Annotated in this window: 19 protein-coding genes; 10 read left to right on the top strand and 9 right to left on the bottom strand. The window is 72.5% G+C overall.

Features of this window, described 5'->3' with window-relative positions:
* The first annotated feature begins 103 nt into the window (after positions 1–103).
* The 3 genes from ND747_RS11370 to ND747_RS11360 all read left to right on the top strand — a co-directional run bounded on the left by ND747_RS11370 (position 104) and on the right by ND747_RS11360 (position 3798).
* The gene (locus tag ND747_RS11370) at positions 104–826 is read left to right on the top strand and encodes a pyrimidine reductase family protein (RefSeq protein WP_251733483.1); all 723 of its coding nucleotides are present in this window, start codon (positions 104–106) and stop codon (positions 824–826) included.
* 168 nt (positions 827–994) lie between these two features.
* Positions 995–1276: a hypothetical protein gene (locus tag ND747_RS11365; protein ID WP_251733482.1), complete on the top strand. Its 282-nt coding sequence runs from the start codon at positions 995–997 to the stop codon at positions 1274–1276.
* Complete coding sequence (locus tag ND747_RS11360) at positions 1273–3798, top strand: hypothetical protein (protein ID WP_251733481.1); 2526 nt, start codon at positions 1273–1275, stop codon at positions 3796–3798. Before ND747_RS11365 ends, ND747_RS11360 begins: the two co-directional genes overlap by 4 nt.
* An 85-nt stretch (positions 3799–3883) precedes the next feature.
* On the opposite strand, the gene ND747_RS11355 is transcribed toward ND747_RS11360, so the two are convergent.
* The 4 genes from ND747_RS11355 to ND747_RS11340 all read right to left on the bottom strand — a co-directional run bounded on the left by ND747_RS11355 (position 3884) and on the right by ND747_RS11340 (position 8445).
* Entirely contained in the window at positions 3884–5044 is a 1161-nt protein-coding gene (locus ND747_RS11355) for an ATP-dependent DNA ligase (protein ID WP_251733480.1), read from the bottom strand.
* 207 nt (positions 5045–5251) lie between these two features.
* The gene (locus ND747_RS11350) at positions 5252–6496 is read right to left on the bottom strand and encodes a sulfate adenylyltransferase subunit 1 (protein WP_251733479.1); all 1245 of its coding nucleotides are present in this window, start codon (positions 6494–6496) and stop codon (positions 5252–5254) included.
* Positions 6496–7410: a sulfate adenylyltransferase subunit CysD gene (gene cysD / locus ND747_RS11345; RefSeq protein WP_251733478.1), complete on the bottom strand. Its 915-nt coding sequence runs from the start codon at positions 7408–7410 to the stop codon at positions 6496–6498. The genes ND747_RS11350 and cysD overlap by 1 nt, the downstream gene beginning before the upstream one ends.
* A 189-nt stretch (positions 7411–7599) precedes the next feature.
* Entirely contained in the window at positions 7600–8445 is an 846-nt protein-coding gene (locus tag ND747_RS11340; protein WP_251733477.1) for a 3'(2'),5'-bisphosphate nucleotidase CysQ, read from the bottom strand.
* A 35-nt stretch (positions 8446–8480) separates the two neighbouring features.
* On the opposite strand from ND747_RS11340, the gene cysC reads away from it, so the two are divergent.
* Complete coding sequence (gene cysC / locus ND747_RS11335; RefSeq protein ID WP_251733476.1) at positions 8481–10322, top strand: adenylyl-sulfate kinase; 1842 nt, start codon at positions 8481–8483, stop codon at positions 10320–10322.
* Positions 10323–10349: 27 nt separating this feature from the next.
* Here cysC and ND747_RS11330 read toward each other — a convergent pair whose 3' ends face one another.
* The 5 genes from ND747_RS11330 to hemE form a co-directional block, all read right to left on the bottom strand.
* Positions 10350–12125 (bottom strand): sugar transferase, encoded by a 1776-nt coding sequence (locus ND747_RS11330; RefSeq protein WP_251733475.1) that lies wholly within the window; start codon positions 12123–12125, stop codon positions 10350–10352.
* A 39-nt stretch (positions 12126–12164) separates the two neighbouring features.
* Complete coding sequence (locus tag ND747_RS11325) at positions 12165–12428, bottom strand: hypothetical protein (protein ID WP_251733474.1); 264 nt, start codon at positions 12426–12428, stop codon at positions 12165–12167.
* A 539-nt stretch (positions 12429–12967) separates the two neighbouring features.
* The gene (gene hemQ / locus ND747_RS11320) at positions 12968–13663 is read right to left on the bottom strand and encodes a hydrogen peroxide-dependent heme synthase (protein ID WP_251733473.1); all 696 of its coding nucleotides are present in this window, start codon (positions 13661–13663) and stop codon (positions 12968–12970) included.
* Positions 13664–13733: 70 nt separating this feature from the next.
* Positions 13734–15152 carry a protoporphyrinogen oxidase gene (gene hemG, locus ND747_RS11315; RefSeq protein ID WP_251733472.1) on the bottom strand — a complete coding sequence of 473 codons (1419 nt, stop codon included), beginning with the start codon at positions 15150–15152 and terminating at the stop codon, positions 13734–13736.
* 123 nt (positions 15153–15275) lie between these two features.
* Positions 15276–16340, bottom strand: coding sequence for a uroporphyrinogen decarboxylase (hemE, locus tag ND747_RS11310; protein ID WP_251733471.1), 1065 nt, complete (start codon positions 16338–16340; stop codon positions 15276–15278).
* A 380-nt stretch (positions 16341–16720) separates the two neighbouring features.
* Here hemE and ND747_RS11305 point away from each other — a divergent pair, with 380 nt between their 5' ends.
* The 6 genes from ND747_RS11305 to ND747_RS11280 all read left to right on the top strand — a co-directional run bounded on the left by ND747_RS11305 (position 16721) and on the right by ND747_RS11280 (position 25837).
* Positions 16721–17119, top strand: coding sequence for a DUF3817 domain-containing protein (locus ND747_RS11305; protein ID WP_251733470.1), 399 nt, complete (start codon positions 16721–16723; stop codon positions 17117–17119).
* Between the two features lie 999 nt (positions 17120–18118).
* Positions 18119–18958, top strand: coding sequence for a DUF3000 domain-containing protein (locus tag ND747_RS11300; RefSeq protein WP_251733469.1), 840 nt, complete (start codon positions 18119–18121; stop codon positions 18956–18958).
* A 312-nt stretch (positions 18959–19270) separates the two neighbouring features.
* The gene (locus ND747_RS11295; RefSeq protein ID WP_374216211.1) at positions 19271–20827 is read left to right on the top strand and encodes an HRDC domain-containing protein; all 1557 of its coding nucleotides are present in this window, start codon (positions 19271–19273) and stop codon (positions 20825–20827) included.
* Between the two features lie 138 nt (positions 20828–20965).
* Positions 20966–22192, top strand: coding sequence for a thiolase family protein (locus ND747_RS11290; protein WP_251733467.1), 1227 nt, complete (start codon positions 20966–20968; stop codon positions 22190–22192).
* Positions 22193–22267: 75 nt separating this feature from the next.
* A complete protein-coding gene (locus ND747_RS11285) occupies positions 22268–24424 on the top strand; it encodes a 3-hydroxyacyl-CoA dehydrogenase NAD-binding domain-containing protein (RefSeq protein ID WP_251733466.1) in 2157 nt (718 codons plus the stop codon).
* A gap of 75 nt (positions 24425–24499) precedes the next feature.
* Positions 24500–25837 carry a ferric reductase-like transmembrane domain-containing protein gene (locus ND747_RS11280; protein WP_251733465.1) on the top strand — a complete coding sequence of 446 codons (1338 nt, stop codon included), beginning with the start codon at positions 24500–24502 and terminating at the stop codon, positions 25835–25837.
* Positions 25838–26003 lie beyond the last annotated feature (166 nt).

The raw sequence follows: 26003 nt of genomic DNA, 5'->3' as shown, positions 1-26003 counted from the left end.
ACGTAGGTTCCCATGCCTGCATCGTCGCAGGGCCCCACCGCCACGGCGACAGACAGGTGGCGGACCGCCGCCGGCGGATACAGTCGGCGCGGTGCGATACCTGTTGCCTCAGAACGAATCCGCCGAGGTCGACCTCGACCAGGCATACGCCTACCCGGAGCAGGCGGCCGGGCGCAGCTATGTGCGCTCGAACTTCGTCAGCTCCGCGGACGGCGGGGCCGAGGTGGGCGGCCGGTCCGGGCCGCTGGGTGGCGACGGCGACCGGCAGGTGTTCCGGACCTTGCGCTGGCTGTGTGACGTGGTGCTGGTCGGGGCCGGCACGGTGCGCCACGAGAACTACGGTCCGGTGATCGTCCCGCCGCAGCGTCGAGAGCTTCGGGTCGCCGCGGGACTCGCGGCCGTCCCGCCGGTGGCCGTCGTCACCGCGTCGGCGACGCTGGACCCGGCTGCCCGGCTGTTCGACGCCGAGGTGCGTCCTGTCGTCCTGACGTGCGCTGCCGCTCCCGCCGACCGGCGCGCGGCCCTGGCGCAGGTGGCCGAGGTCGTCCTGTGTGGAGACAACACGGTTGAGCCGGCTGCCGCCCTGGCCGCGCTGGCCGAGCGGGGCCTGACCCGAGTCCTCCTCGAGGGCGGTCCGACGCTGCACGCCCAGCTCGCCGGAGCCGGCCTGCTCGACGAGCTGTGTCTGACCGTCGCGCCCCTGCTCGCCGGCCCGGACCGCAAAACCATCACGATGGGGGACGGCTGGCCGGAACCGGCCCGGCTTCGGCTGATCCAGGTACTGACCGAGGACGGCAGTCTGTTCCTGCGCTACCAGCGCGCCTGATTCTCGGCACCCGCACGACTACCACGGATGCTGCCGGACCGGCGCCGGTCATCCACAGGGGCAGGCTCCCGCGGAGTTCGTCCACAGGGCCGGTCCGCGGCCGGCGCAGCCGGGGTCGGGGTTGTTACGGTCACCGCACCCCGACCCTGATCCTGACGGTGGTGTGCGATGACGGATGTCGATCCGGCCCCAGTGGCCACGGCAGATGCCCTGCTCGTGGCCCGGCGGGTACAGGCCGAGGTGGAACAGGCCCTCGAACGGGTCAGCGCGGCAGGTGCCGCGGCCTGGGAGAGTGCCGCGGCGGAACAGGCCGCCGAGCAGCTTCGCCGGTTGGCGGCGCAGGCGGCGACGGTGCTGGACAGCTGCGTGCGGCTGTGTGAACAGGCCGGGTTGTCGTCCCGCCCGCCCCAGCCCCCGCAGGCCGTCCGGGCGCCGGGTACGGCGATATGACGGCCCGTGATGGGACGGCCCGCCAGGCGGCGGGGCCGCCGTCGGGACGGGTGCTGGTTGACCCGACGCGGCTTCGCGGGCTCGCGGGAGCGGTGGGGGCAGCCGCGGAGGTGCTGCGCACCGGGGCTCGGACGCTGGCGCGGGTGGTGTCCCTCGTTGCGGGGCTGGCCGGGCTCGCCGGGTTCGCCGATCAGCTGCTGCGGCTGGGCGCGGCGTTCGACTCCCAGGCGGCGGCGCTGACCCGCCGCGGTCGCGCGGCCGAGCAGGCCGATGTCGGTCTCCCCCGGGCGCTGCCCGCGGCGAGGCCGCTGCAGGTAGCACCCGCGCTGGCCCGGCTTGCGGGTCCGACCCTGGGCAGCGAGATCACGTACTCGTCCAGCCCGCCGGGGGAGCTCGGCGTCCCGGTGCGGTCCTCGGTCCCCGGGGACGGCACCGACACCGCAGGTTCCACGACGGTCGGTGAGCGGCCCACCTCGGGTCCGCACACGGCCGCCTGGGCCACGGGGCGCGATGCGGCGGCGGCACTGACGAGTGACGGTGCCACGACGGCGTTGCTGGCCGCCGGCCTGGCCGGTGCGTTGGGCGCCGGTTCGGCCGCCGCCGATCCGCGTGGGCGGTCGCGGGGTGCCGGGGTGGCCGGCGATGCCCGCTTCGATGCCCGGGCGGGACGACGGCTGGGTTCAGCCGACGCGTCTGGTGCCGGTACGCCGCCCGACGCCGGCGGCAGTCTCCGTGATGGCCCCGGTGACAGTGGTGGCGGGCATCGTGGTGGCGGGCATCGTGGTGGCGAGCATGGCGGTGACGGCACCGGGGCCGCGAGTGCCCGGCGGGAGGCACTGCAGCTGCTGGGCACCCACGAGAACGATCCCGGATTCGTCGCCGGCTTCTATGACACCCTCGGCCCGGCGGGGCTCGCCAGTCTGCTCACCCAGCTGTCCGGGCGCAGCACCGGCCCGCTGGGCAATCGGCCGCCGGCGGAGGCAGGGGTGAACCGCGCGCAGGCTCACACTCTGCTGGGGCGAACCTTCGCCGCGTACAGCCGCCAGCGCGGCCTCGACGACACGTGGCTGGGCCGCCTCAACACTTCCGGTCGCACCGACCGGGTCGACGCGGTGCTGCTCACCCCCCTGCTCGGCGCCGGCCGGTTCGACACCGCCCTGCTCGACCGGCTTGCACGTCTTGCCTTCGGTCCTGAGCCTGCGGCCGGGGCGGCGTCGTCGGGCGGTTCCGGGATCCGTCAACTGGCTGGTGCGGGCAGGCAGCGGGGAGCGGCGTCGCCGAGTGATTACCAGGTGGCGTTGCTCGATGCGATTCGGATCGAGCCGACGCTGGTCGCGCGGGTCGCCGCCCGCCATGTCGAGATGGTCGTGGGAGCGGCGCTGGTAGGAACGCTGAAGCTGCCGGTGCGGGTCGCCCTGCCAGCGGCGACGCTGGACGCCTGGTTGCGGATCATCGCCGCGGCTGGTGAGCCGGCGGTGCGGGCAGCCGATCCGCGCGGGTCGGCGGACTTCGCCGGGCGGCTCGCCCGGGCGGTCGCCGCGACTGACCAACCGATGCTGCCGCCGCGGCTGCGGGCCGCGTTCGTCCCGGTACTGCACACCTACCATCAGGAGATCTACGCGACGGTGACCGCGGTGGCGCCCGGCCGCATCGGCGGAGCGGATCCAGCCGACGGGCTGTCCGGCGTTCCCGTCACAGCCTGGCGGGCGTTGCTGCGGGAATGCCTGCGCGGCGGTGCGCTCGCCGGACTGCTGGCCCGCGACGCCGCCGGCTACGGCGTCGACCTCGAGGCGCGGCAGGCGGCCCGTACCCGGGGCTGGAACCAGCCGGCCGGCGGTTACCCGTCGAGTCCCCGCGCGCTGGGCTACCTGCAGGCGGTGCGGGCCCAGACCTTCTTCGCCCAGGTGCTGGTCGACGCCGCGGACGACGTCATCCGCGAGCACACGGCGTCGGGCGGAGCCTACCGGCGGCGCCAGGGCGCGATCCTGGACCTGCTCAGCACGGTCGCGACCTCGATCGACCCGTCCGATCCGCGGGGAACGATGACCAAGATGGGCGTCGGGCTGACAGTCGACGCGATCGAGATCCTGATCCGCCAGCGGTACCGGGACACCTCCACCACCGGGTCGCGGCGGGTCCTGGCCGATCTGCGGGAGGCCGCCCACGATCTACCGGACTGGGCCGAGTCCTACGAGGCGAGTGCCCGCCTGCTGTGGGCGCGGCGCGCCAGCGACCCGCTGCGGCCCGTGGCGGTGACCGACGGCAGTGGTCAGCGCCGTCTCTACACCGGTGATCCACACAAGGACGGTTTCATCACCGGCCCACGGACGGACTTCCTCGATGCCACGGGTGTTCCCCTGGCCGCCGCGGCGATGACACCGGCGCAGCGTGGGGCCTACCGGGCCTGGCTGGAATCCCCGGCCATGGTCGCCAACAACGACCGGCTGCCCCTGCTGTCCGGGCTCGCCACCATGGGCGACACCCGGCTCCCACCCGACCGCGCCCTACGGCCCGACGGCTGAAAGCACCGGAGGTTCGTCAACCCCAAAGGTCGACTACTCGGAGTAGTGGCGGGTTATGCGAGAAATCGGGCCCTCGGTCAGACGATCAGTGCAGGATGCGGTCCAGGTCGATCGGAGCCGGGCGGCTCAGTTGCGCGTAGGTGCAGCTGGTCGGGGTTCGGTCGGGCCGAAACCGGACGAACTGGGCGGTGTGCCGAAAACGCGGCCCCTCCATGTGGTCGTAGCGCACCTCGACGACCCGCACCGGGCGCAGCGGGACGAACGACGGATCGCGCCCCGCCGCCCACCGGCTCTCCCCCGCGTCCCAGGGTGTACGGGTGCTTCCGATCGCCTGGGGCGCCCACGGATGCTCGGCGATCGGGATGACCAGATCGGCCAGCTCCGTGACCAGCTCACGGCGTCGTGCCATCGGAAACGCCGAGGTCACCCCGACAGCGGCCAGCCCCGAAGCGGCCAGCCCCGAAGCGGCGCGGTCCGGGTGGTCGGGATTCGGGTAGAGGCCGAGCAGCAGGGAACCGACCGCGTCGGAGCCGGACTTGTGCGGACGATAGCCGGCGACGACGCAGTCCGCGGTCCGCACATTTTTGATCTTGAACATGGTGCGCCGGTCGGGTTCGTAGGAGGAGTCCGGCGCCTTGGCGATGATGCCATCGAGGCCCGCCCCCTCGAACTGCTCGAACCACCGACGGGCCAGGTCAAGATCGTCGGTGGCCGGAGTGAGGTGCACGCGGCGGGCCGCCGCATGCCCGGCTGTCTCCACGCCAGCCGCGATCGGGCCAGCCGCGATCGGGCCGGTTCGCTCGAGGCCGAGCGCGTCGAGCAGGGCGGCGAGGCGGGCCCGGCGGTCGGCGAAGGGGTGGTCGAGCAGGGCGGTGTCGCCGAGGGCGAGCAGGTCGAAGGCGACGAAGGACACCGGGGTCTCGGCCGCGAGGCGGGCTATGCGGCTTACCGCCGGGTGGATCCGCTGCTGCAGCGCCTCGAAGTCGAGCCCGTCCCGGCCGGCGACGACGATCTCGCCGTCGAGCACACAGCGTGGGGGCAGTGCCGCCCGCAGCCCGTCGACCAGTTCGGGAAAGTAACGCGTCATCGACTTCGTGGTCCGCGAGGTGATCTCCACCTGGTCGCCGTCGCGGAACACCAGGGCCCGGAAGCCGTCCCATTTCGGTTCGTAGTGCAGACCGGGCGGGATCTCCTCAACGGCACGGGCCAGCATCGGTTTCACCGCAGGCATGACGGGCAGGTCCACCTGTCGATCCTGCCCCACCCGCGCCGCCGGCAACACGGGGCACACCGGGAACCGACCGGCGGGCGCCAGCCAGCGGCCCGTCAACGAGCGGGGCCGGCGCCGAAGCAGCGATGGAAGCCACGAAGGAGCAGAGGAGCACCGGAACCGACCCCGAGGCGAAGCCCGAATCAGCCGACGTCTGGGTGGGGAACGCCGAGGCCGGGGCGGCTAGAGAATCATGCCGGCACCGAGGGTGGTGCCGGTGGCCTCGTCGATGAGCAGCACGCTGCCCGTCGTGCGGTTGCGGCGGTAGGGGTCGTAGCACAACGGGGACGTGGTGCGCAGGACGATTCGGCCGATGTCGTTGAGGGCCAGCGTCTCGACGGTCTCGTCCCGGTGCAGGGTGTCGATGTCGACGCGGTAGCAGATGTCGGTGACCATTGCGCGCACCGAGCGGGTGGTGTGCTTGATGCCGATCCGGGCCCGGCGGCGCAGCGGCGCGTCGACCATCCAGGAAACCATGAGGTTGATGTCCTGGCCGACCGTGGGCTGGTTGTTCGGCCGGGCGATCAGGTCACCGCGGGAGACGTCCAGGTCGTCCTCGAGCCGGATGGTCACCGACATCGGGGGGAACGCCTCGGCGATCGGACCGTCGAAGCTGTCGATCCCCGCCACCCGGGTGCTCAGGCCCGAGGGCAGGACGATGACGTCGTCACCGGGCTTGAGCACCCCGCCGGCGACCTGGCCCGCATAGCCGCGGTAGTCGTGCAGCTCCTCGCTGCGGGGGCGCACCACCCACTGCACGGGGAACCGGACGTCGATGAGGTTGCGGTCGGAGGCGATGTGCAGCTCCTCCAGGTGATGCAGCAGCGAGCTTCCGTCGTACCAGGGAGTGCTGGGCGAGCGGGACACCACGTTGTCACCGCCGAGCGCCGAGACCGGGATCGCGGTGACGTCGACGATCTCGAGCTTCGCGGCGAAGTGGCGGAATTCTTCTTTGATCTTTTCGAAGATCTCCCGATCGAAGTCGACGAGGTCCATCTTGTTCACGCACAGCACCAGATGCGGCACCTGCAGCAGCGAGGCCAGGAACGCGTGCCGGCGGGTCTGCTCGACCACACCCTTGCGCGCGTCGACGAGCAGCAGGGCGAGGTCCGCGGTCGAGGCACCGGTGACCATGTTCCGGGTGTACTGCACGTGCCCGGGGGTGTCCGCGAGGATGAACGAACGCCGGGGGGTGGCGAAGTAACGGTAGGCGACGTCGATGGTGATGCCCTGCTCGCGCTCGGCGCGCAGGCCGTCGGTGAGCAGGGCGAGGTCGACATAGCCGTCGCCGCGTTCCCGGCTGGTCCGCTCGACCGCCGCAAGCTGGTCACTGAACAGCGATTTCGTGTCGTAGAGCAACCGGCCGATCAACGTTGACTTGCCGTCGTCGACGGATCCGGCGGTCGCCACCCGCAGCAGCTCGGCCATCAGAAGTACCCCTCCCGCTTACGGTCCTCCATGGCGGCCTCGCTGACCCGGTCGTCCGCCCGGGTGGCACCACGTTCGGTGATCCTGGTCGCCGCGACCTCGACGATGACCTCCTCGGCGGTGGCCGCCATCGACTCGACCGCGCCGGTGCAGGTGATGTCACCCACCGTCCGGTACCGGATGTGCCGGGGCACGGCGGTCTCCCCCGCCCGGGGCGGGGTCAGCGGCGTGACGGCGAGCAGCATGCCGTCACGCTCGACGACGTCACGCCGGTGGGCGTAGTAGATCGAGGGGATCTCGAGTTGCTCCTGGGCGATGTAACGCCAGATGTCAAGCTCAGTCCAGTTCGACAGCGGGAACACCCGGATGTGCTCGCCGGGTCGGTGCCGGCCGTTGTACAGCGACCACAGTTCCGGCCGCTGGTTCTTCGGGTCCCACTGGCCGAACTCGTCCCGGAAGGAGTACACCCGCTCCTTGGCCCGGGCCTTCTCCTCGTCGCGCCGGGCGCCACCGAAGACGGCGTCGAAGCGGTTGTCCGCGATCGCGTCGAGCAGCACCGGGGTCTGCAGCTGGTTGCGGGACGCGCCGGGGCGGGTGTCCTCGGTCAACACGCCCGCGTCGATCGCCGCCTGCACCGACGCGACGATCAGCCGGGCGCCGAGCTCCTCGGCACGGTGGTCACGAAACGCGAGCACCTCGTCGAAGTTGTGCCCGGTGTCGATGTGCAGCAGCGGGAACGGCAGTTTCGCCGGCCAGAAGGCCTTTTCCGCCACCCGCAGCATGACGATCGAATCCTTGCCGCCGCTGAACAGCAGCGCGGGACGCTCGAACTCGGCCGCGACCTCACGAAAGATGTGGATCGCCTCGGCCTCGAGCATCTGCAGGTGGGTGAGCTCGTAACCCGTGACAGGCACGCGGATACCCCTCGTCGAGCCGGTGTATCCGTCCAAAGTAGCCGACCCCACCGGCCGTACGCTGGTTTCGCCGACGTTAAGCCGCTCACCCACGTCACACCGCCGGCACCACACCGACCACTGTCACCACAACGATCACTGTCACCACACCAGCCACCTCGCCGCACCAACCGCCGACAGCGGCCGCGGTCACCGGAAGGACTGCGACTGTCCTCCCGATCCACCATGGTCGGGACCGGCAGCGGCGGCGATGGCCGCGAGCACGGCCGCTGCCAGCGGCGCCGCGCAGATGACCAGGTCGGGCAGCAACGGGTCGGGGCGGTTGTAGCGCAACGGAGAGCCGTCGAGGCGGCTGGTGTGCAGGCCGGCCGCCCTGGCGACGGCGACGGGCGCCGCGGAGTCCCATTCGTACTGGCCACCGGCATGCAGATAGATCTCGGCCTGGCCGCGGATGACCGCACCGGCCTTGGCGCCGGCCGAGCCCATCGGGACGATCGTCGCCCCCAGCGCCTCGGCGACCTGGGAGACCAGCAGCGGGGCCCGGGTGCGGCTGGCGACGATGCGCGGCGGGTTCGCCACCGGCGAGGCGAGCGGCGGGCCGTCCGCACCCGGCAGGGTGATGCCGAGGGCGGGCAGCGCGACCGCGCCGGTGACCAGTTCGCCGCGCTGCCACAGGGCGACGTGGACGGCCCAGTCGGTCCGGCCGGGCTCGGCGAACTCACGGGTGCCATCCAACGGGTCGACGATCCAGACCCGGTCGGCGGACAGCCGCGCCGGGTCGTCCACGCCCTCCTCGGACAGCACCGCGTCGAGCGGACGGTGCCGGGCCAGAGCTCGGGCGAGCAGCTGGTGCGAGCGGGCGTCGCCGGCGTCGCGCAACGTGGCGGGTTCGGCGAACCCGACCTCCTCGCGGATTCTGAGCAGCAGTTTGCCGGCATCCGTGGCCAGACGCCGGGCCAGGTCATGGTCGTCGAGTTCGTCGGTCGCGATATCGACGGGTACGCGAGCCGGCTGGCTGGTGTCGTCGGTGTTCATCGGGTGGGAGTCTGTCACCCGCTACGGTCGCGGGTGTGAGTGCCACCTCCCATCCGGATCCTGATCGTCACGACGCGTCCCCGACCGGCGGTGATCCACTGCTGACACTGGTTGGCCCGGCCCGTGCGGCGGAGCTGACCGCGGCCTCCCGGGACTGGCCGTCACTGACCCTCACGCCGCGCCAGCTGGCTGAGCTTGAGCTGCTGCTCGTCGGTGCGTTCGGCCCACATCCCGGTTATCCGGCGCAGGACGAGGTGGCCGGGGTGCCGGTGCCGGCGCTGATCGTTGCGGCCGGCTCCGGGTCCGGGGCACAGGTGCCGGAGCCCGGCACGAGTGTCGCGCTGCGCGATGCCGAGGGCGTGATGATCGCCGTTCTGCAGTTGCGGGCGACGATCCCGGTGGTGGACCCGCGCTCGGGCCTGGACTCGAGCGCGGGTCCGGACCCGGATTCGGCTGCCGGCGCGAACTCGGGCTCCGCACCGGGCGGGGTGGATCGGGTGCGCCTGGTCGGTGAGGTCGAGGGGGTGCGCCTGCCCGACCATCCCGACCATCCGAACCTGCGGCTCACCCCGGACGGACTGCGGGCCGAGCTGCGCGCCCGGGGCTGGATCGGTCCCCAGGTCGACTCCGGAGCCGCCTGGGCGGTGTGGGCCGACGGTCTGCTGCACACCGCGGACGTCGGACGCATCCGGGCGCTGACCCGCCAGGGCAAGCGCTGCGTGGTGCTCGCCCCGGTCGGCGGGGCCGACCCGGCGGACGCCCGCTATCATCTTCGGGTGCGCTGCCTGCTGGCGGCGCTGGACGCGGTGGATGCGCCGCTGCGTCCCTCCGAAGCGACGCTCGCCTCGGAGGCGCTGGCCTCGGACGCTCTGACAGCCGGCGGGGCAGGACGCCACCGGGAACCGACCCCCGACCCCTATCGCCGTCCCGGGGCCGGCGAGGCGTCACACGGCCGCCAGAGCCTGCTCGTGCTCGTGCCAGCCGTCCCCTCGCCGCTGCTGGTGACGCCCCGCGAGCCGGGGATGAGCGCAACGATCCTGACCGGTCCGTCCACGGTCATGGACGGTGCCGCGGCGGCTGACCACGAGTGGACCGGACGGGCCACCGCGGACGCGGCCGGTACGGACGAGGCAGCTGAGCTTGCCCGGCTCACCGCCCAACGAGCCCAGCTGGCCAGCGCTTACGGCCTGTCCGGCAGCCTGATCGGTCCGGCCATCGGCGCGCCGGGACGCGACGAGCTCGCGTCGTTGCTCGACGCCGGCGGGCCGATCCCCGCCGAACTCACTCCGCCGACGGTGGCGGCCGAACTCACCCGGGCGGTGCCACCGCGCTCCCGGCGGGGACTGACGGTGCTGTTCACCGGGCTGTCCGGCTCCGGCAAGTCGACGCTCGCCGGGCTACTGGTCTGTCGACTGCTCGAGGAGGGCGGGCGTCGGGTGACGCTGCTCGACGGGGACGTGGTGCGCACCCACCTGTCGAAGGGCCTCGGGTTCGACCGGGCCGACCGGGACACCAACGTGCGTCGGATCGGGTTCGTCGCGGCGCAGGTCGCCGGGGCCGGCGGCACCGCGGTGTGCGCGCCGATCGCGCCCTACGCCGAGGTGCGCGCCGAGGTGCGGGAGATGGTCCGCGCCACCGGCGCGGGCTTCGTGCTCGTCCATGTGGCGACGCCGGTCGAGGTGTGCGAGGCCCGTGACCGCAAGGGCCTGTACGCCAAGGCCCGCGCCGGGGTGATCCCGGCGTTCACCGGTGTGTCGGACCCGTACGAGGTGCCGGACGACGCCGACGTCACCGTCGACACCGCCCGGCTGTCCCCGCAGGAGTCCGTCGACCGGGTCCTCGACCATCTGCGCCTGGCCGGCTGGCTCGGTCAGTAGGCCAGCCCGGTCAGTAGGCCAGCCCGGTCAGTAGGCGCCTTCCCGACGCAGAACGGCGAAGACGGTGCGCCACAGGATGACGAAGTCCATGGCCAACGACCAGTTCTCCACGTAGCGCAGGTCGAGGCGCACCGACTCGTCCCATTCCAGGTCGGACCGGCCGCTGATCTGCCACAGGCCGGTCAGGCCCGGTTTGACCATGAGGCGGCGGTGCACGTCATCCTCGTAGCGGGCGACCTCGCTGGGCAACGGCGGACGCGGACCGACCAGCGACATGGTGCCGTTGAGCACGTTGAACAGCTGCGGCAGCTCGTCCAGTGACCACTTGCGCAGGAACTTGCCGGCCCGGGTGATCCGGGGGTCGTCGCGCATCTTGAACAGCAGGCCCTCGGCCCGCTCGTTGTGCGACTCGAGGTCGGCCTTGCGCGCCTCGGCGTCGATGTACATCGACCGGAACTTGAACATCGTGAAGTGCTCACCGCCGCGGCCGACCCGGGTCTGCCTGAACAGCGCCGGGCCGCGGCTGGTCAGCCGCACCGCAAGGCCGAGGCCCAGCAGCAGCGGGGAGAACACCAGGATCACCGCGATCGCGACGAACCGGTCGAACACGCCCTTCATCACGCGGCGGGTGCCGGACAGCTCCGGCTCCTCGATGTGCAGCAGCGGGAGGCCAGCGACCGGGCGGATCGAGATCCGCGGACCGGTGACGTCGGTGAGCGCCGAGGAGACCAGCACGTCGACGTCGCTGCCCTCCAGCGTCCACAGCACCCGGCGCAGGGTCTCGCCGTCCATCTGCGGGCAGATCGCCACCGTGGTGGCGTGGGTGGCGCTGATCGCGGTGTGCAGGGTCTCGGAGGTGCCCACGATCGGCACGCCGAGCAGGTCGAAACCGCTGCGTTCGGGCCGGTCGTGGCTGTGCCGGCCGGGCGAGCGGTCCAGCACGACGCCGACGACGGCCCAGCCGGACGTCGGGTCCCGCTGGGCCAGGCGTACGAGCGTGGCGGCCGACTCGCCGGCGCCGACGACGAGCACTCGGTGCAGACAGCGCCCGGATCTGCGCATCCGGTGCAGGATGCCGCGGCCGATCACCCGCCCCGCCACCGAGAGCATGGTGGCTGCCGGGAAGGCGATGAGCACGTAACTTCGGGCGATCTCGGCCTTGGTGGCATAGGACGCGATGGCCACCGTGGCGGTGAGCCGGGCGGCGGAGTTCACCACCCGGCGGAACTCCTCGGAGCCGCCACCGAGGAACCGGCTCTCGTAGGCCCGGTTGAGCGACATCGCCAGCACCCAGGCCAACGGCAGCAGCACCGTCATCAGGATGTATGGCTTGATCGAGACCGGTTCGGTGTCGAAGCTGACGAAATTGCCGAACCGGACGACGAAGGCCACCGCCGCGGCGACCACACACGCCGCCGCGTCGAACGTGACCAGCAGGCGCACGTAGCGCCGTTCCCAGTTGACCTGGGCCCGATAGGCCAGGGACGGGTCGACACCTCCCGCCCGGGCGGCACTGTGCCGGCCGACGGAGGAGCCCAGCGACCCGGCGCTCGACCCGCGCCGCGACCGGCCACCCGGACGCTCACCCGGCAGCCCGGCGGGCCCGTCCAGTCCACCCGGTCCGCCCGGTTCGTAGGGCCCACTGGGGTGCCCGCCGTCCGGCTCGTACTGCGGTCGGGCCTGCGGCGGGTAGTGCACGCCGACGCCCTGCTCGTCCCGCGGCCGGGTCACGACGTTCGGGCCGGCAACGACGTTCGGGCCGGCAACGACGTTCGGGCCGGCATTGCGTCGGTTACCCGACATGGTGTCGGTCACCGCTGGACTAGTCCGGTTTGCGCTGGTTCACAGCGTTCTGCCCCCTGGGGTGACCAGTCCTTCGGCCGCCCGCACTGCATCGACCACCCGGCGCGGCGCGGTCGGTTTATCCCGTTCGATCGACGCGAGAACCTGTTCCGACCGCATCTGGCCGGGAGTCGCTCCGGCGGCGGCGAGCTCATCTTTCGGTGATGCATCGACCGGACCTCCAGCGATCTTCCCCCGCCACTGAATGAGGGCCTCGGGCGGCGCGAGGACGACTCGCACCTGCTCGCAGGCCTGGGACGCCATGCCCATGATCGCTCCCATGCCCGCCGTGGCGGACCAGACCGAACACCTGGCATGAGGCGCCCCTGCTCACGGGCAACGTTACCGGCCCACTCAGGCCGAACCATCAGCGGGCGGATATGGCACCCACCCGTTCGAGGCGGATAGATCGCCCGTTGCCACAGCGGTAACCGTCCGTTTGTGGCGACTCAAGGTAACAGAGATGGAGGCAGGATCCGATAACTCGGCGCAATTGGATTTCCGCGATTGCACTCCGGTCACGACATGTAGGGACCAGGGGCGCAGGCGACACGCTGCGTATACAGAAACCAGCAGCAGTGCTACTGTGCGTCATGTTCCGAGGCTGCGGCTGGGGCGTCCGAGCTTCCGGACTCGTGCCGGCACCCGGGAAACACCTGCCGTGCCCCGCGATTCGACGCGTGCGTCGCCGCAGGGGGCACGGCCACGAGACGGTCGGCGTCTGCCGGACGGGTGGGGGCGCCCAGGCAGACGCCGACTGCTGTTGTTGCAGGCCAGCAGGTCGCTACGACACAGCTGCCCGGCTACGGCAGGGCGGCGACGAGGTCGGCGACGGGCTTGCGGGCGCCGGTGTAGAAGGGGGTTTCCAGCCGGGTGTGCCGCCGCGCGGAGCTGGCACGCAGATGGCGCAGACAGTCGACGATCCGGTGCAGCTCGTCGGCCTCGAAGGCGAGCAGCCACTCGTAGTCGTTAAGACCAAACGAGGCGACGGTGTTAGCCCGGACGTCCTCGAACTCACGTCCCATCATGCCGTGTTCGGCGAGCATCCCCCGTCGCTCGTAATCGGGCAGCAGATACCACTCCAGAGAGCGATTAAACGGGTATACGCAGACATACGAACGGGGGTCCTCCCGGCGGACGAAGGCCGGGATGTGGTTGCGGTTGAACTCGGCCGGGCGGTGCAGCCCGACCGACGACCACACCGGGCGCAGGTGGGCGCCGAGGGTGGTCTGGCGGAACCGCTGATAGGTCTCCTGCAGCAGATCCGGGTCGGGGCTGGTCCACCACAGCATCAGGTCGGCGTCGGCCCGGTAGCCGGACAGCTCGTAGAGCCCACGGGTGTAGACATCCTTCGCCAGGGCGCCATCGAGCAGCGCCGTCACCTCATCGATCAGGGCGCCCCGTTCGGCGGGCAGCGGACGGTCGGCGGCGAAGACCGACCAGCCGGTGTAGAGCAGCTCGGCGTTGAGCTCGTTGGCGGACTTCGTGGACTCCGGCATTCGACGGTCTCCATGGTCGGCCGGCCGGGCCCACCCCGGCCGGGATCTCGGTCAGACTTCGGGACCTCGGTCAGACACCGGGAGCCGCAGGCTGCGTCGGGCCGCCGTGCCCGGCGCGGACGCCGCCCCGCAGCACCGCGGCGGCGGCCGCCTCACCGGAACGGATGCAGGCCGGGATGCCGATCCCGTCGTAACCGGCGCCGGCCAGGGCCAGGCCCGCCGGCAACGACCGGCGCACGGCGGCGACCCGGTTGAGGTGACCCGGCAGGTACTGCGGCAGCCCACCCTCCCAGCGGCTGACCCGGGTCGCGATCGGCCGCGCCAGCAGCCCGGTGATCTGCGCGATCTCGGCGGCGGCGAGGCCGGCCAGCTCGGTGTCACCGCGGGTCAGGTCGCCTTCGGCACCGGCCCGCCCGAGGCTTGCCCGCACGACGGTGAGCCGGTCGACCCCGACATGCGGCCACTTCCTGGTGAGGAACGTCGCTGCCTTCACCGAGGTTCCCGCCCGCGCCGGCACCAGGAAGCCGCTGCCGGGTGGCGGGGTGACGTCCCGGTAGACGAGTGTCACCAGCCCGACCGAGGCGTACGGAACCCCGGCCAGCGGCGCCGCGGCATGCGGGGCGTGCGGGCGCAGCAGGGACCGGGCCACCCCAGCGGGCACGGCAAGGATCACCGCGTCGGCCTCGAGCGGCTCGGGGGTCTGCCCGCCACGGTCACGCCCGCACACGACCCGCCACCCGGACGCGGTGCGCTCCAGGGCGCGCGCGGACACACCGGTGCGCACGGTGGCGCCGCAGCGCTCGGCCAGCCGCAGCGCGAACCCACCCAGCCCACCGCGCACGCTGGCGAACACCGGGGTGGACGCGGTACTGGTCGCGGGGCCGGTGCGGGCCCGCACCCGGTGCGCGCCGAGTAGCAGCGAACGGTCCTCGGCGAGGATGGGAACCAGCTGCGGCACGGTGGCCCGCAGCGACAGCGCGTCGGCCCGGCCGGCGTACACCCCGCCGAGCAGCGGATCGACGAGCAGATCGACGACCTCCCGCCCGACCCGCGCCCCGACGAACGCGCCGACGGTGGGGTCGTCGGGGAACTGTGAGCGGGGCAGGGCGAGGTCGGCGGCGGCCCGCAGCATCCCCCACGGCGAGAGCACCCCCGAGCGGATCAGGCCGAGCACGTCGGTGGGCACGCCGAGCAGCGTGTTCGGCGGGATGGGCCGCAGCCGGCCACGGATCCACAGCGACGCGGACGTCGTCGCCGGATGGACCACGTCATGACCGAGCCCGATCTGGCGGGCCAGCCGCAGACCGTCGGGAACCCGGGCGAGGAACGACTCGGCCCCCTCTTCGACGTCCATCCCCTCGATCGGTGTCGTGTGCAGCTTCCCGCCGACCCGTGCGGCCGCGTCCAGCACGGTGACCTCGGCCTGGCCGGCCAGCGCGTGGGCGGCGGAGAGCCCGGCAACACCCGCACCGACGATGACAACCCGCACGTTCCTGCCGCCCTCTCGCCGAACTCCGACCCGGTCACCAGGTCCGCTGGTACCAGGATTCACCATGATTCACCGACGCCGACGCCGGCCGCCGATCCGCCGCGCTCGGCCCGGCCGGCGGTGTCAACCGGCGTGGACGACGTCCACGATGTGCGCGAGCACGCCCGGGTCCGTCTCCGGCAGCACGCCGTGCCCGAGGTTGAACACATGCCCCGGGGCCGCCGTGCCGCGCGCCAGCACGTCCCGGATCTTGGCGTCCAGCACGTCGTGCGGGGCGAAGACCGCCGCCGGGTCCAGGTTGCCCTGTAGCGCCCGGTGCGGACCCACCCGGCGGGCCGCGACGTCCAGCGGGACCCGCCAGTCGACGCCGACCACATCCGCGCCGACCTCGCCCATCACGGCGAGCAGTTCGCCGGTGTTGACCCCGAAGTGGATGCGGGGCACCTGCCCGGCGAACGCGCCGAGCACGCGGGCGCTGTGCGGCGCGACGTAGCGACGGTAGTCCGCCTCGCTGAGCGCGCCGGCCCACGAGTCGAACAGCTGGATGGCATCCACCCCGGCGTCGACCTGGACCTGCAGGAACGCGGTGGTGATCCCGGCCAGCCGGTCGAGCAGGTCGTGCCAGAGCTTCGGCTCGCGGTACATCAGCTCCTTGGTCCGCAGATGGTTGCGACTCGGACCACCCTCGACGAGATAGCTGGCCAGGGTGAACGGCGCGCCGGCGAAGCCGATCAGCGGGGTGCCGCCCAGCTCGCGCAGCAGGGTGCGGACCCCGTCGGCGATGTAGGGAACGTCGTTCGGCTCGAGCTCGCGCAACGCCGCGACGCCGGCCGCGTCGCGGATCGGCTCGGCGACGACCGGCCCGACCCCGGCCACGATGTCGATGTCGAGGCCGAGGGCGACCAGCGGCACGACGATGTCGGAGAAGAAGATCGCGGCATCCGGACGGAACCGGCGGACCGGCTGCATGGTGATCTCGGTGATCAGCGCCGGGTCGCGGCACGAGTCGAGCATCGGGATTCCGGCCCGCAGGCTGCGGTACTCGGGCAGCACCCGACCGGCCTGGCGCATGAACCACACGGGGGTGGTCGCGGGCCGCTCGCCCCGGCAGGCACGCAGGAACGGAGCCGTGGCCGCAAGATCCGGCCGACGCGCGCCGACGCCGGCGTCGATGTGGACGACTGACATGCCTCGATCGTTGCATGCCCGCCGCGACTGTGCGGGTGCGACCGGGCTCACGCGGGCTGGCTCGCGCGGGTGAAGGGCGGCGTCGGCATGGTCACGATGCCACCGCTACCCCCTCCTGACCGTCGGCTATCTTCTACTCTCAGTAGAAGAAGTCCCTGCTCCCAGCCGGTTCCACCCCGCCCGCCCGGCCGCGCCGGTCCATCCGGACCACGCGCCCCACGGGCAGCCGAGTGTGACGCAATCGGCTGTCCACCCAGGCGAACCACCGGACTTCCGACCTCCTGCCCGCGCCGACGTCCCCCGCGTCACCACCCGGCCGCTTCGCCCCCTTCCCGGCCACTTCGCCTCCCACCTTCCCGCTCATGACGGAGAGATCACCGATGACCGCTCAGGCACGCCCCGACGGTTCCCCGATCCTCACCGCCGCCCGCGCGGTGTCCCTCGCCGAGGCGACGTCCTTCCTGCTGCTACTCGTCGCGACCGTGATCAAGTACACGGCGGACCACCCCGGCGGGGTCCGTGTCCTCGGGCCGATCCACGGCGTGCTCTTCATGAGCTACTGCGCCCTGGTCGGCTATCTCGCCTTCGTCGGACGCTGGCCCCGGCGACGCACGATCCTCGCGCTCGTGGCGTCAGTACTGCCGGTGGCTCCGTTCTTTGTCGAACGGCACTGGCTGCGCCCCGGCGCGCCCGGCACCCCCGGCGGACCGCCCCTGGCCGCAGGCACCGCCGCTGCCACCAGCACCACCCAGCCCGCGCCCGCCGCCCGCCGCCCCTAGGACGCATCTCCAGGACCTTCCGCCACCCTCGCCGAGCCGCCACCCTCGCCGAGCCGCCACCCTCGCCGAGCCTCCGCCCTCGCCGAGCCCACCGCGGCCTGTTCGTGGGACGCGGCGTCGCCCCTGGACCATGGCCGCGTTCCGTGACGCCGTTTTCGGAGGCTGCGGGTGTCCAGGGTGCACATGGGTCGTCGTGAGGGTGTTCGTGGCCGATATGCGCCCACGATGACCTGCGTGGGCGGATCTTGCTTTGGGATCGGTTGCGGGGCGCGGTGGCGGGGAGTGCGTTGCTGTAACTCCACGCGCATAGCGCGGGTCCATCGCCGCCATGACTGGCGACGCCCCGGACCGTGGTCGCTCCGCCCGGCTATCACCGTGCCCAGCGACCACCGATCGCACCCTGACCGTGGCTACCCCTTGGTCCACCCCTCGACACGCGGATCAAAAGCCACGAGTCGCCCGAACTGGGACGTCCGGTCCACACCCGGCCGAGACGGGCTCACGCGACACGCCGCGGGGAATGCGCGGACATTTACGTCCGCCGTGGCACCGTCTGTCCGGTCGGAAAGTGGGCAGAGGATGCACGTTGATCCGTGTTCCTGTGACGGGCCGACAGGCGGGGAGTGAGACGCGAGTGGAACTGGTCCGGGTTGGCCTCGGCGATCAGGTCGTGCTCGACTGCGCGGTCTGCGGCGGCGAGCGGGCGTTCGAGCAGCCCCCCTGCCCTGACGGGCACGGGCTGGACTGTCCGGAGCGGGCCTGCACCGGGTGCGGTTCGGCCGTGCTGGTGGGATCGGCACCGAACGCCCACGCTCCGGCACCCGTCCACGTGGGCCAAGGGTCCGCCCTCGTCCGGGAGACAGGTGTCCGGGAGGCAGGTGTCCAAGAGACAGGTGTCCAAGAGACAGGTGTCCGGGGGGCAGCCACGTCAGAGCTGATCCGGGAGGCGTGGGCTCGGGAGATGCGGGGGCGGGAGCGGTCCGTCCCGCGGATTCCGGCGTGAGTCTGCACAGCCCGGCGGATTCCGGCGCGAGCCTGCACAGCACCGCCACCCGCCCGGCCTATGACCGCGGCGCCGTCCCACTGCGCCGCGGCAACCGGCCGCACGCAACGGGGTCGAATCCCCACGCTCCGACGTCTGCACAGCGCGATCAAGGTCGACGCCCTACCGTTGCCGTCATGGGGGCCGCGCAGTCGTACGAGCCGAGCCCGCAGGTCTTTCAGGCGGTCACCGACGCCATGCGCGCCGGGGTCGGGCGGCTACGCCCGGAGATCACCGCACACGAGGTGAGCGCCCCGACCCGGCTCGCACCGTATGCGTTCGCCCTCGCCGGCGGCCTGACCGGCGACTCCGCCGATACCGCGACCGGCCGCCTGATCGTCCTCATGGATCCGGGCGGTCAACCCGCCTGGCAGGGCACCGCCCGAATCGTCTGCTATGCCCGGGCCGGGGTCGACGCGGAGATCGCCGCCGACCCGCTGCTGGCGGAGGTGGCCTGGTCGTGGCTGGGCGAGGCGCTCGCCTCCCACGGGGCGCATGCCCACGCGCTCGGTGGCACGGTGACGACGACCTCCTCTCGGCGCCTGGGCGTGCTGCGCGCCGAGGGCGACTCCTTCGACGTGGAGCTGCGCTGCTCGTGGTCGCCCGACTGGGCGCTGACCGGTGACCGGGCACTGCCCCCCGAAGGAGCACGCCCCGGCACCGACGGGCTGGCGCCGATGTGGAGTCCGGCGGAGGCCGTGGCCCATGTTCTTGCCTTCGGCGATCTGCTCGCCGCGATGGCCGGGCTGCCGCCGGCGCTGTCCGGCGTCGTACCCCTGCCCCAGCGCCGCGCCTGACCGCCACCGTCGGGCTCAGGGCCAGGCGTGGCGTGGCGCCCGACCCTGACAGAGCCGCCCCGACCATGATGGCCCAGGGGCCCCTGATGGCGCATGGACCCACACGGGGCACAGAATCCGGTGTTGACCCGGACCGCATGGGGTCAACCGATCTGGCCATCATAACAGCCAGACCCGCTACCATGCGTATAATCGGCGCGATTCGCTGAACAGCGCAGCTGCCTCCGCGAGGATTCAGACGTACGATCGCCGATCGTGACGTCGACGGTTCCAGATTCAACAGAGCAGGTCAGCGGGGGTGTAAGCGCAAACGTGGAGGGAGAGCCCGACAGCAGCGTCCGCGAGCCGATCCCGCTGCTAGTGCCCGTCGACGGCGTCCCTCCCGTGCTCACCGAACCGGCGGAGCTCGCTGCGGCCGTCGCCCGACTCGCCGCCGGCACCGGTCCGGTCGCCTTCGACGCCGAGCGCGCCTCCGGCTATCGCTACAGCCAGCGGGCCTACCTGATCCAGATCCGCCGCCGCGGCACGGGTTCGCTGCTGCTCGACCCGATCGCCCTCGGTGAGCTCTCGGCGATCCAGCAGGCGGTGGGCGACGCCGAATGGGTGCTGCATGCCGCCAGCCAGGACCTGCCGTGCCTGGCCGAGCTGGGGCTGCGCCCGTCGGTGCTGTTCGACACCGAGCTCGCCGGCCGGCTGCTGGGCTACGAGCGGGTCGGGCTCGGCATGATGGTCGAGCGGGTGCTCGGCTACGGGCTGGAGAAGGGCCATTCGGCGGCCGACTGGTCGACCCGCCCGCTGCCCGAGCCGTGGCTGCGCTACGCCGCGCTCGACGTGGAGCTGCTCGTCGAGCTGCGCGACGCCCTCGAGGCCGAGCTGCACGAGCAGGGCAAGATCGAGTTCGCCCGGCAGGAGTTCGCGGCGATCGCGGCGGCACCCCCGCGGGAGCCGCGAGCCGAACCGTGGCGACGGACCAGCGGCATCCACCGGGCCCGCACCCGTCGCCAGCTCGCCGCGGTGCGGGCGATGTGGACCGCACGCGACCGGCTCGCCCGCACCCGTGACGTGGCCCCCGGCCGGGTCCTGCCGGACAGTGCGATCATGGACGCGGTGCTCAACGCTCCCGCGGACACCGCCGCGCTGATCCGCCTACCGATCTTCTCTGGTCCCCGGATCCGGCGCACCGCCAGCACCTGGATGGACGCGCTGCGCGGTGCCGCCACGCTGCCCGACGACGAACTGCCGGCGCCGGCCGGCCCCAACGGCGACGGGCTCCCCCCGGCCAACCGCTGGGCGGAGCGGGACCCGGTGGCCGCGGCCCGCCTGGCCCGGGTGCGCGCGGGGCTGGCCACGATTGCCGCCGCACACACGATGCCGGTGGAGAATTTGCTGGAACCGGCGCTGTCCCGGCGACTCGCCTGGTCACCACCGCGCCCGCTGACCGGCTCGGCGGTGCGGGCGGCGCTGGGCGCCGGCGGTGCCCGTCCCTGGCAGTGCGAGCTCACCGCCGAGGTGCTGCTGACAGCCCTGGCCGACCCGCCGCCCGAGGCCAGGGCCGTCAGCCGGGGCACCGCTGCCGGTGCTGCTGGTACCGGTGCTGGTGCTGGTGACAGCGGGGCTGGTGACAGCGGGGTGCAGACCGCAGATGCCGAGGCCGCGGGCCGACCGGTGGACCGGGCGGGTACCCGTCCGTCCGGCCGCGGTGGAAGCGGAAACGGACGTGGCGAGGGTGGGACGGAACGGACCCGGACCCGCGGCGGCCGGGGTGGACGAGGCGCGCGCGGCGCGACCGCCCACGGGGCCCCGCCCGCGCACGAGGGCGGGCCGTCCGGCGAGTCGGCCGGGGCGTCCGGCGGCTCGTCCGGCGCATAGCGGGCAACTTCCTACCCGCGGGTAACCTCTGGCGTAGAGTGGCCGTGCCGGTGTGGCGTCCACGCCGGTGCCGATCGTGGCCGGTCGGCGTTCTCGGCGAACAGCCGGTGGCGGGGCGCCGTCGGCGAGGAGGCCAGCGTGTTCGGATCAGCCCGCGGCCAGGTGCGTGACGTGGTCTTCGTCGACGGTGTGCGAACGCCGTTCGGCAAGGCCAAGGGGGTGTATGCCGAGACCCGGGCGGACGATCTGATCGTCCGGGTGATCCGGGAGCTGTTGCGGCGTAATCCGTCGCTGCCGCCCGAGCGGGTCGACGAGGTGGCGATCGCCGCCACCACGCAGATCGGCGATCAGGGGCTGACCATCGGTCGCACGGCCGCGATCCTCGCCGGGCTGCCCGAGTCGGTGCCCGGCTACGCGATCGACCGGATGTGCGCCGGTGCGGTCACCGCGGTGACCACGACCGCGTCGTCCATCGCGGTCGGCGCGTACGACGTGGCGATCGCCGGCGGCGTGGAGCACATGGGCCGTCACCCGATGGGCGAGGGCGCCGACATCAACCCGCGGTTCATCGCCGAGAAGCTCGTCGACCCGTCCGCGCTGATCATGGGTTCGACGGCGGAGAACCTGCACGACCGCTTCCCCGCGATCACCCGGGCGCGGGCCGACGCGTACGCGCTCGCGTCCCAGGAGAAGGTGGCGAAGGCCTACGCGAACGGTCAGATCCAGCCGGATCTGGTGGCGATGGCGGCGCGGCACGCCGAGTCCGGCTGGGATCTCGTCACCGCCGACGAGCCGCCGCGACCATCCACCACGCTGGCGGGGCTGGCCGGGCTGCGCACCCCGTTCCGTCCGCACGGACGGGTCACGGCCGGTAACGCCGCGGGCATCAACGACGGGGCCACCGGCTGTGTGCTCGCCGCCGCCGAGGTGGCCGCCGAGCTCGGCCTGCCGGCGAAGATGCGGCTGGTCGGCTACGGCTTCACCGGTGTCGGTCCCGACGTGATGGGCATCGGGCCGATCCCGTCCACCGAGCGGGCGCTGGCGCGCACCGGTCTGTCGATCGACGACATCGGGCTGTTCGAGCTGAACGAGGCGTTCGCCGTGCAGGTGCTCGCCTTCCTGGACCACTTCGGCATCGCCGACGACGATCCGCGGGTCAATCCGTACGGCGGCGCGATCGCGCTCGGCCATCCGCTGGCGTCCAGCGGCGTGCGGCTGATGACCCAGCTCGCCCGGCAGTTCGCCGAGCATCCCGAGGTGCGTTACGGCCTGACCGCGATGTGCGTCGGGCTGGGCATGGGCGCGACCACGATCTGGGAGAACCCGCACCACCCGGCCGTCACCCCCGGCGGCGACGCGGGCTGAGCCCGCCGCCGGATCCGTGCATGTCGGCGAGTCCGCACCCGCGAGTCTGATCCGCGAGCCTTCAGGAGAGGCGCCATGAGCGACGACGAGGTCACGCTGGAGTTCCCGGACGAGGTCGTGACCGCGGCCCATGTCCGCTATGTGGCGCTGCCCGGGGTGGCCGGCCCGGTCGCGCTCGTCACCCTCGACAACGGCCACGACCACACCCGGCCGAACACGTTCGGTCCGGCCGGGCTGCGCGGCATCCTCGCCGCGGTGGACGAGATCGAGGCGCACGAGCCGCCGGTGGCCGCGATCGCGGTGACCGGCAAGCCGTTCGTCTTCGCCGTCGGTGCGGACCTCGCGTTCCGCTCGTCGATCACCGATCCGGCCGCGGTGCGGCCGGCGCTCGAGGCACTCGGCCGGCTCGGGCATGACGCGTTCGTCCGGCTGGGTTCGGGGCGCCTCGGCGACCGGCGGGTACCGACGTTCGCCCTGGTCAACGGGGCAGTTCTCGGCGGTGGCCTGGAGCTTGCGCTGCACTGCGACCATCGGGCGCTCTCGCGCGGCATCCCGATGCTCGCCCTGCCGGAGGTGTTCCTCGGTCTCGTCCCGGCCTGGGGTGGCACCCAGCTGCTGCCGAACCTGATCGGACCGGCCCGGGCGATCCAGGTCATCCTCGACAACGCGCTCAGCCAGAACCGGATGCTCACCGGCCCGAAGGCATTCGAGCTCGGCCTGGGTGACGTGCTGCTGGAACCGGCCGACTTCCTTGAGGAGTCGCTGGCCTGGGTCGGGCGGGTGCTGCGCGGCGAGATCGACCCGGTGGCCGCACGCACCCCGGTGGAGCGCGGCGCCGCCTGGGCGCAGGCCATCGCGGACGGTCGCAGGCTCGCCGACGGCCGGCTGCACGGCGCGGCGCCCGCCGCCTACCGAGCCCTGGACCTGATCGCCCTCGCCGAGACCGCCACGCGGGCGGACGGCTTCGAGGCGGAGACCCAGGCGCTCGCGGACCTGTCGGTCTCCGGGGAGCTGGTCGCCGGCCTGTATGCGTTCGACCTGGTGCAGAAGCGGGCCCGGCGCCCGGTCGGCGGGCCCGACAAGGCGCTGGCCCGACCGGTGACGAAGGTCGGTGTGGTCGGGGCGGGGCTGATGGCCTCCCAGCTCGCGTTGGTCTTCGCCCACCGCCTCGAGGTTCCGGTCGTGCTCACCGACCTCGACGCCGCCCGCCTCGACGCGGGTGTCGCCGCCGTCCATCGGGAGATCGACAACCTGCTGCTGCGCCGACGGATCACCGCCGACCAGGCCAACCGGTACAAGGCGAACGTCACCGGCTCGCTGACCAAGGACGCCTTCGCCGACGCCGACCTCGTCATCGAGGCCGTCTTCGAGGATCTGGCGATCAAGCAGACGGTGTTCGCCGAGCTGGAGGCGGTGGTCTCCCCCGAGGCCGTGCTGCTCACCAACACCTCGGCGCTGTCGGTGACCGAGATGGCCGCGAAGCTCGCCCACCCCGAACGGGTCGCCGGTCTGCACTTCTTCAACCCGGTGTCGGTGCTACCGCTGGTCGAGGTCGTCCGCGCGGCCCGCACCGACGACGCGACGATCGCCACCACCCTGGCCGTGGCGAAGACCCTGAAGAAGAATGCCGTCCTCGTCGCCGACCAGCCGGCGTTCGTGGTGAACCGGCTGCTCACCCGCTTCCTCGGCGAGGTGCTGGGGGCCGCGGAGCTCGGCACCCCGCTCGACGAGGTCGACCACGCCCTCGACCCGCTGGGCCTGCCGATGTCCCCGCTGACCCTGCTCGCCCTGGTCGGCCCGCCGGTCGCCCTGCATGTGGCCGAGACCCTGCATGCCGCGTTCCCGGACCGTTTCCGCTCGCCGACCAGCCTCGCCCGGCTCGTCGAGGCCGGCAAGGCCGGCATCTACCTGGCTGCCCCCGACGGCACCCAGACGATCGATCCCGAGGCCGCCGCGGTCCTGCGCGACGCTGCCGCCGCCGGCGGCGTCGCGCCGCCGAGCGCGGCCGAGGTACGCGAGGCGGCGCTGCGGGCGCTGGCCGAGGAGATCCACCTGATGCTCGCGGAGAAGGTCGTCGCCGAGGCGCCCGACATCGACCTGTGCATGGTCCTCGGTGCCGGCTGGCCGTTCCACCTCGGCGGCATCACCCCCTACCTGGACCGCACCGGCATCAGCGAGGCCGTCACCGGCGCGCGTTTCACCCCACCCGGGGTCGCCACCCTCCCCGTCTGAGCAGACGAGCCGGGTCCCGCGGACGGACGCCGCCCCGGATCCCGGGCGGCGCAGGTCGCGGGTTAGTTTGGGGTTATGTCGACCGTTCGGGCGCTACGTCCGTCCACGGTCGTGGTGGGGATGGTCACCGGGGGCGCACTGGTCGTCGCCGGATGGTGGGCCTACCGGGTGCTGCAGCGGCCACCGTCCGGCCCGGGTGGCGGGTCGGGGGCCGCGGCGCGGCTGTGCGGGCTGGCCGCGGGGTACCTGGGCGTCGTCCAGGTGCTGCTGGCCGCGCGGATCCCCTGGTTCGAGCACACCGTGGCGATGCGGCCGGCGCGGCTGATCCATGTGGGTTGCGGGCTGTCGTTCCTGGCGGTGACCGCCGCGCACGCGGTGCTGGCGGTAGCCTCGAACGCGGCGGCCGTGGGGACGCCGTTCGCCTCGGGGCTCATCGGCGTCGTCGTCGACCTTCCGTACGTGTGGCTGGCGGTGATCGGCCTGGTGCTGCTGCTGGTCGCGACGGTCAGTTCGGTGCCGGCGCTGCGCCGGACGATGTCGTATGGCTGGTGGCATCTACTGCACCTGGTCGTCTACCCCGGAATCGCGATCAGTTTCGCCCATCAGCTGTACGGCCCGGACCTGCTGTCCAGCCCGGTCCGGGTGCTGTGGACGGGGTTGCACCTGGCCGCGCTGGGCACGCTCGGCTGGTACCGGATCCTCGCCCCGGTGCGGTTGACGCTGCGCCACCAGTTCACCGTCGCCGCGGTCGAGGCGGAGGCTCCCGGGATTGTGTCGATCATCGTCTCCGGGCAGGCCCTGGACGCGGTGGGTGCCCGCCCCGGGCAGTACTTCCGGCTACGGGCACTGGACTGGCCGATGTGGTGGCACTCCCACCCGTTCTCGCTGTCCGCGGCGCCACGGCCGGACGAACTGCGGTTCACCGTCAAGGCCGTCGGTGACTACAGCGACGCGATGGCCGGGCTGACCCCCGGCCGGTGGCTGCTGGTCTCCGGCCCCTACGGCGCCCTCACCGCACAGGCCCGCGAACGCCGGCCGGTACTGCTCGTCGCGGGTGGCATGGGCATCGCGCCGCTGCGCGCCCTGTTCGAGGACGTCGACGACGACCTCGCCGTCACCCTGCTCTACCGCACGGAACGCGCCGACCAGATCGTCTTTCGCACCGAACTGGACGACCTCGCCGGTGACCTGGATGCCACCGTGCACTACCTGACCGGCCCGGCCCCCACCGGCGACGGCGGAGACCAGGACGATCCCCTCTCCTGTCATCGTCTGACCACCCTCGTCCCCCAGCTCGCCGACCACGACGCCTACGTCTGCGGACCCCCCGGCATGGTTGCCACCACCGTCCGCTCGCTACGCGCCGCCGGCCTGGACCGCCACCACATCCACGCCGAAACCTCGACCTTCTGATCCGGCCTGCACAAACGGCCACCGCCCCACCGCCCCACCACCCCCGCCCCCGCCTTGGACGGCGACCATTCCGCAAAGTCACGGATTCTTGCCGAGGCGGAGTGAAGATTCCGGCCTGCCGATCCTTCACTAAGCCTCGGCAAGAATGGATCTTGCCTTTCGGGTG

The sequence above is a fragment of the Frankia sp. R82 genome (assembly GCF_023716925.1).
Lineage (GTDB): Bacteria > Actinomycetota > Actinomycetes > Frankiales > Frankiaceae > Frankia.
Note: the sequence above shows the minus strand (reverse complement) of the source record. Positions and strands in the feature narration are given on the sequence as shown.

Excerpts from the sequence above, each read along its gene's own strand:
- ND747_RS11280 (WP_251733465.1), top strand. The coding sequence starts at position 24,500 with ATGTCGACCGTTCGGGCGCTACGTCCGTCCACGGTCGTGGTGGGGATG.
- hemE (WP_251733471.1), bottom strand. The coding sequence starts at position 16,340 with ATGTCAGTCGTCCACATCGACGCCGGCGTCGGCGCGCGTCGGCCGGAT.
- ND747_RS11305 (WP_251733470.1), top strand. The coding sequence starts at position 16,721 with ATGACCGCTCAGGCACGCCCCGACGGTTCCCCGATCCTCACCGCCGCC.
- ND747_RS11340 (WP_251733477.1), bottom strand. The coding sequence starts at position 8,445 with ATGAACACCGACGACACCAGCCAGCCGGCTCGCGTACCCGTCGATATC.
- ND747_RS11365 (WP_251733482.1), top strand. The coding sequence starts at position 995 with ATGACGGATGTCGATCCGGCCCCAGTGGCCACGGCAGATGCCCTGCTC.
- hemQ (WP_251733473.1), bottom strand. The coding sequence starts at position 13,663 with ATGCCGGAGTCCACGAAGTCCGCCAACGAGCTCAACGCCGAGCTGCTC.
- ND747_RS11350 (WP_251733479.1), bottom strand. The coding sequence starts at position 6,496 with ATGGCCGAGCTGCTGCGGGTGGCGACCGCCGGATCCGTCGACGACGGC.
- ND747_RS11325 (WP_251733474.1), bottom strand. The coding sequence starts at position 12,428 with ATGGCGTCCCAGGCCTGCGAGCAGGTGCGAGTCGTCCTCGCGCCGCCC.
- ND747_RS11360 (WP_251733481.1), top strand. The coding sequence starts at position 1,273 with ATGACGGCCCGTGATGGGACGGCCCGCCAGGCGGCGGGGCCGCCGTCG.
- ND747_RS11285 (WP_251733466.1), top strand. The coding sequence starts at position 22,268 with ATGAGCGACGACGAGGTCACGCTGGAGTTCCCGGACGAGGTCGTGACC.
- ND747_RS11330 (WP_251733475.1), bottom strand. The coding sequence starts at position 12,125 with ATGTCGGGTAACCGACGCAATGCCGGCCCGAACGTCGTTGCCGGCCCG.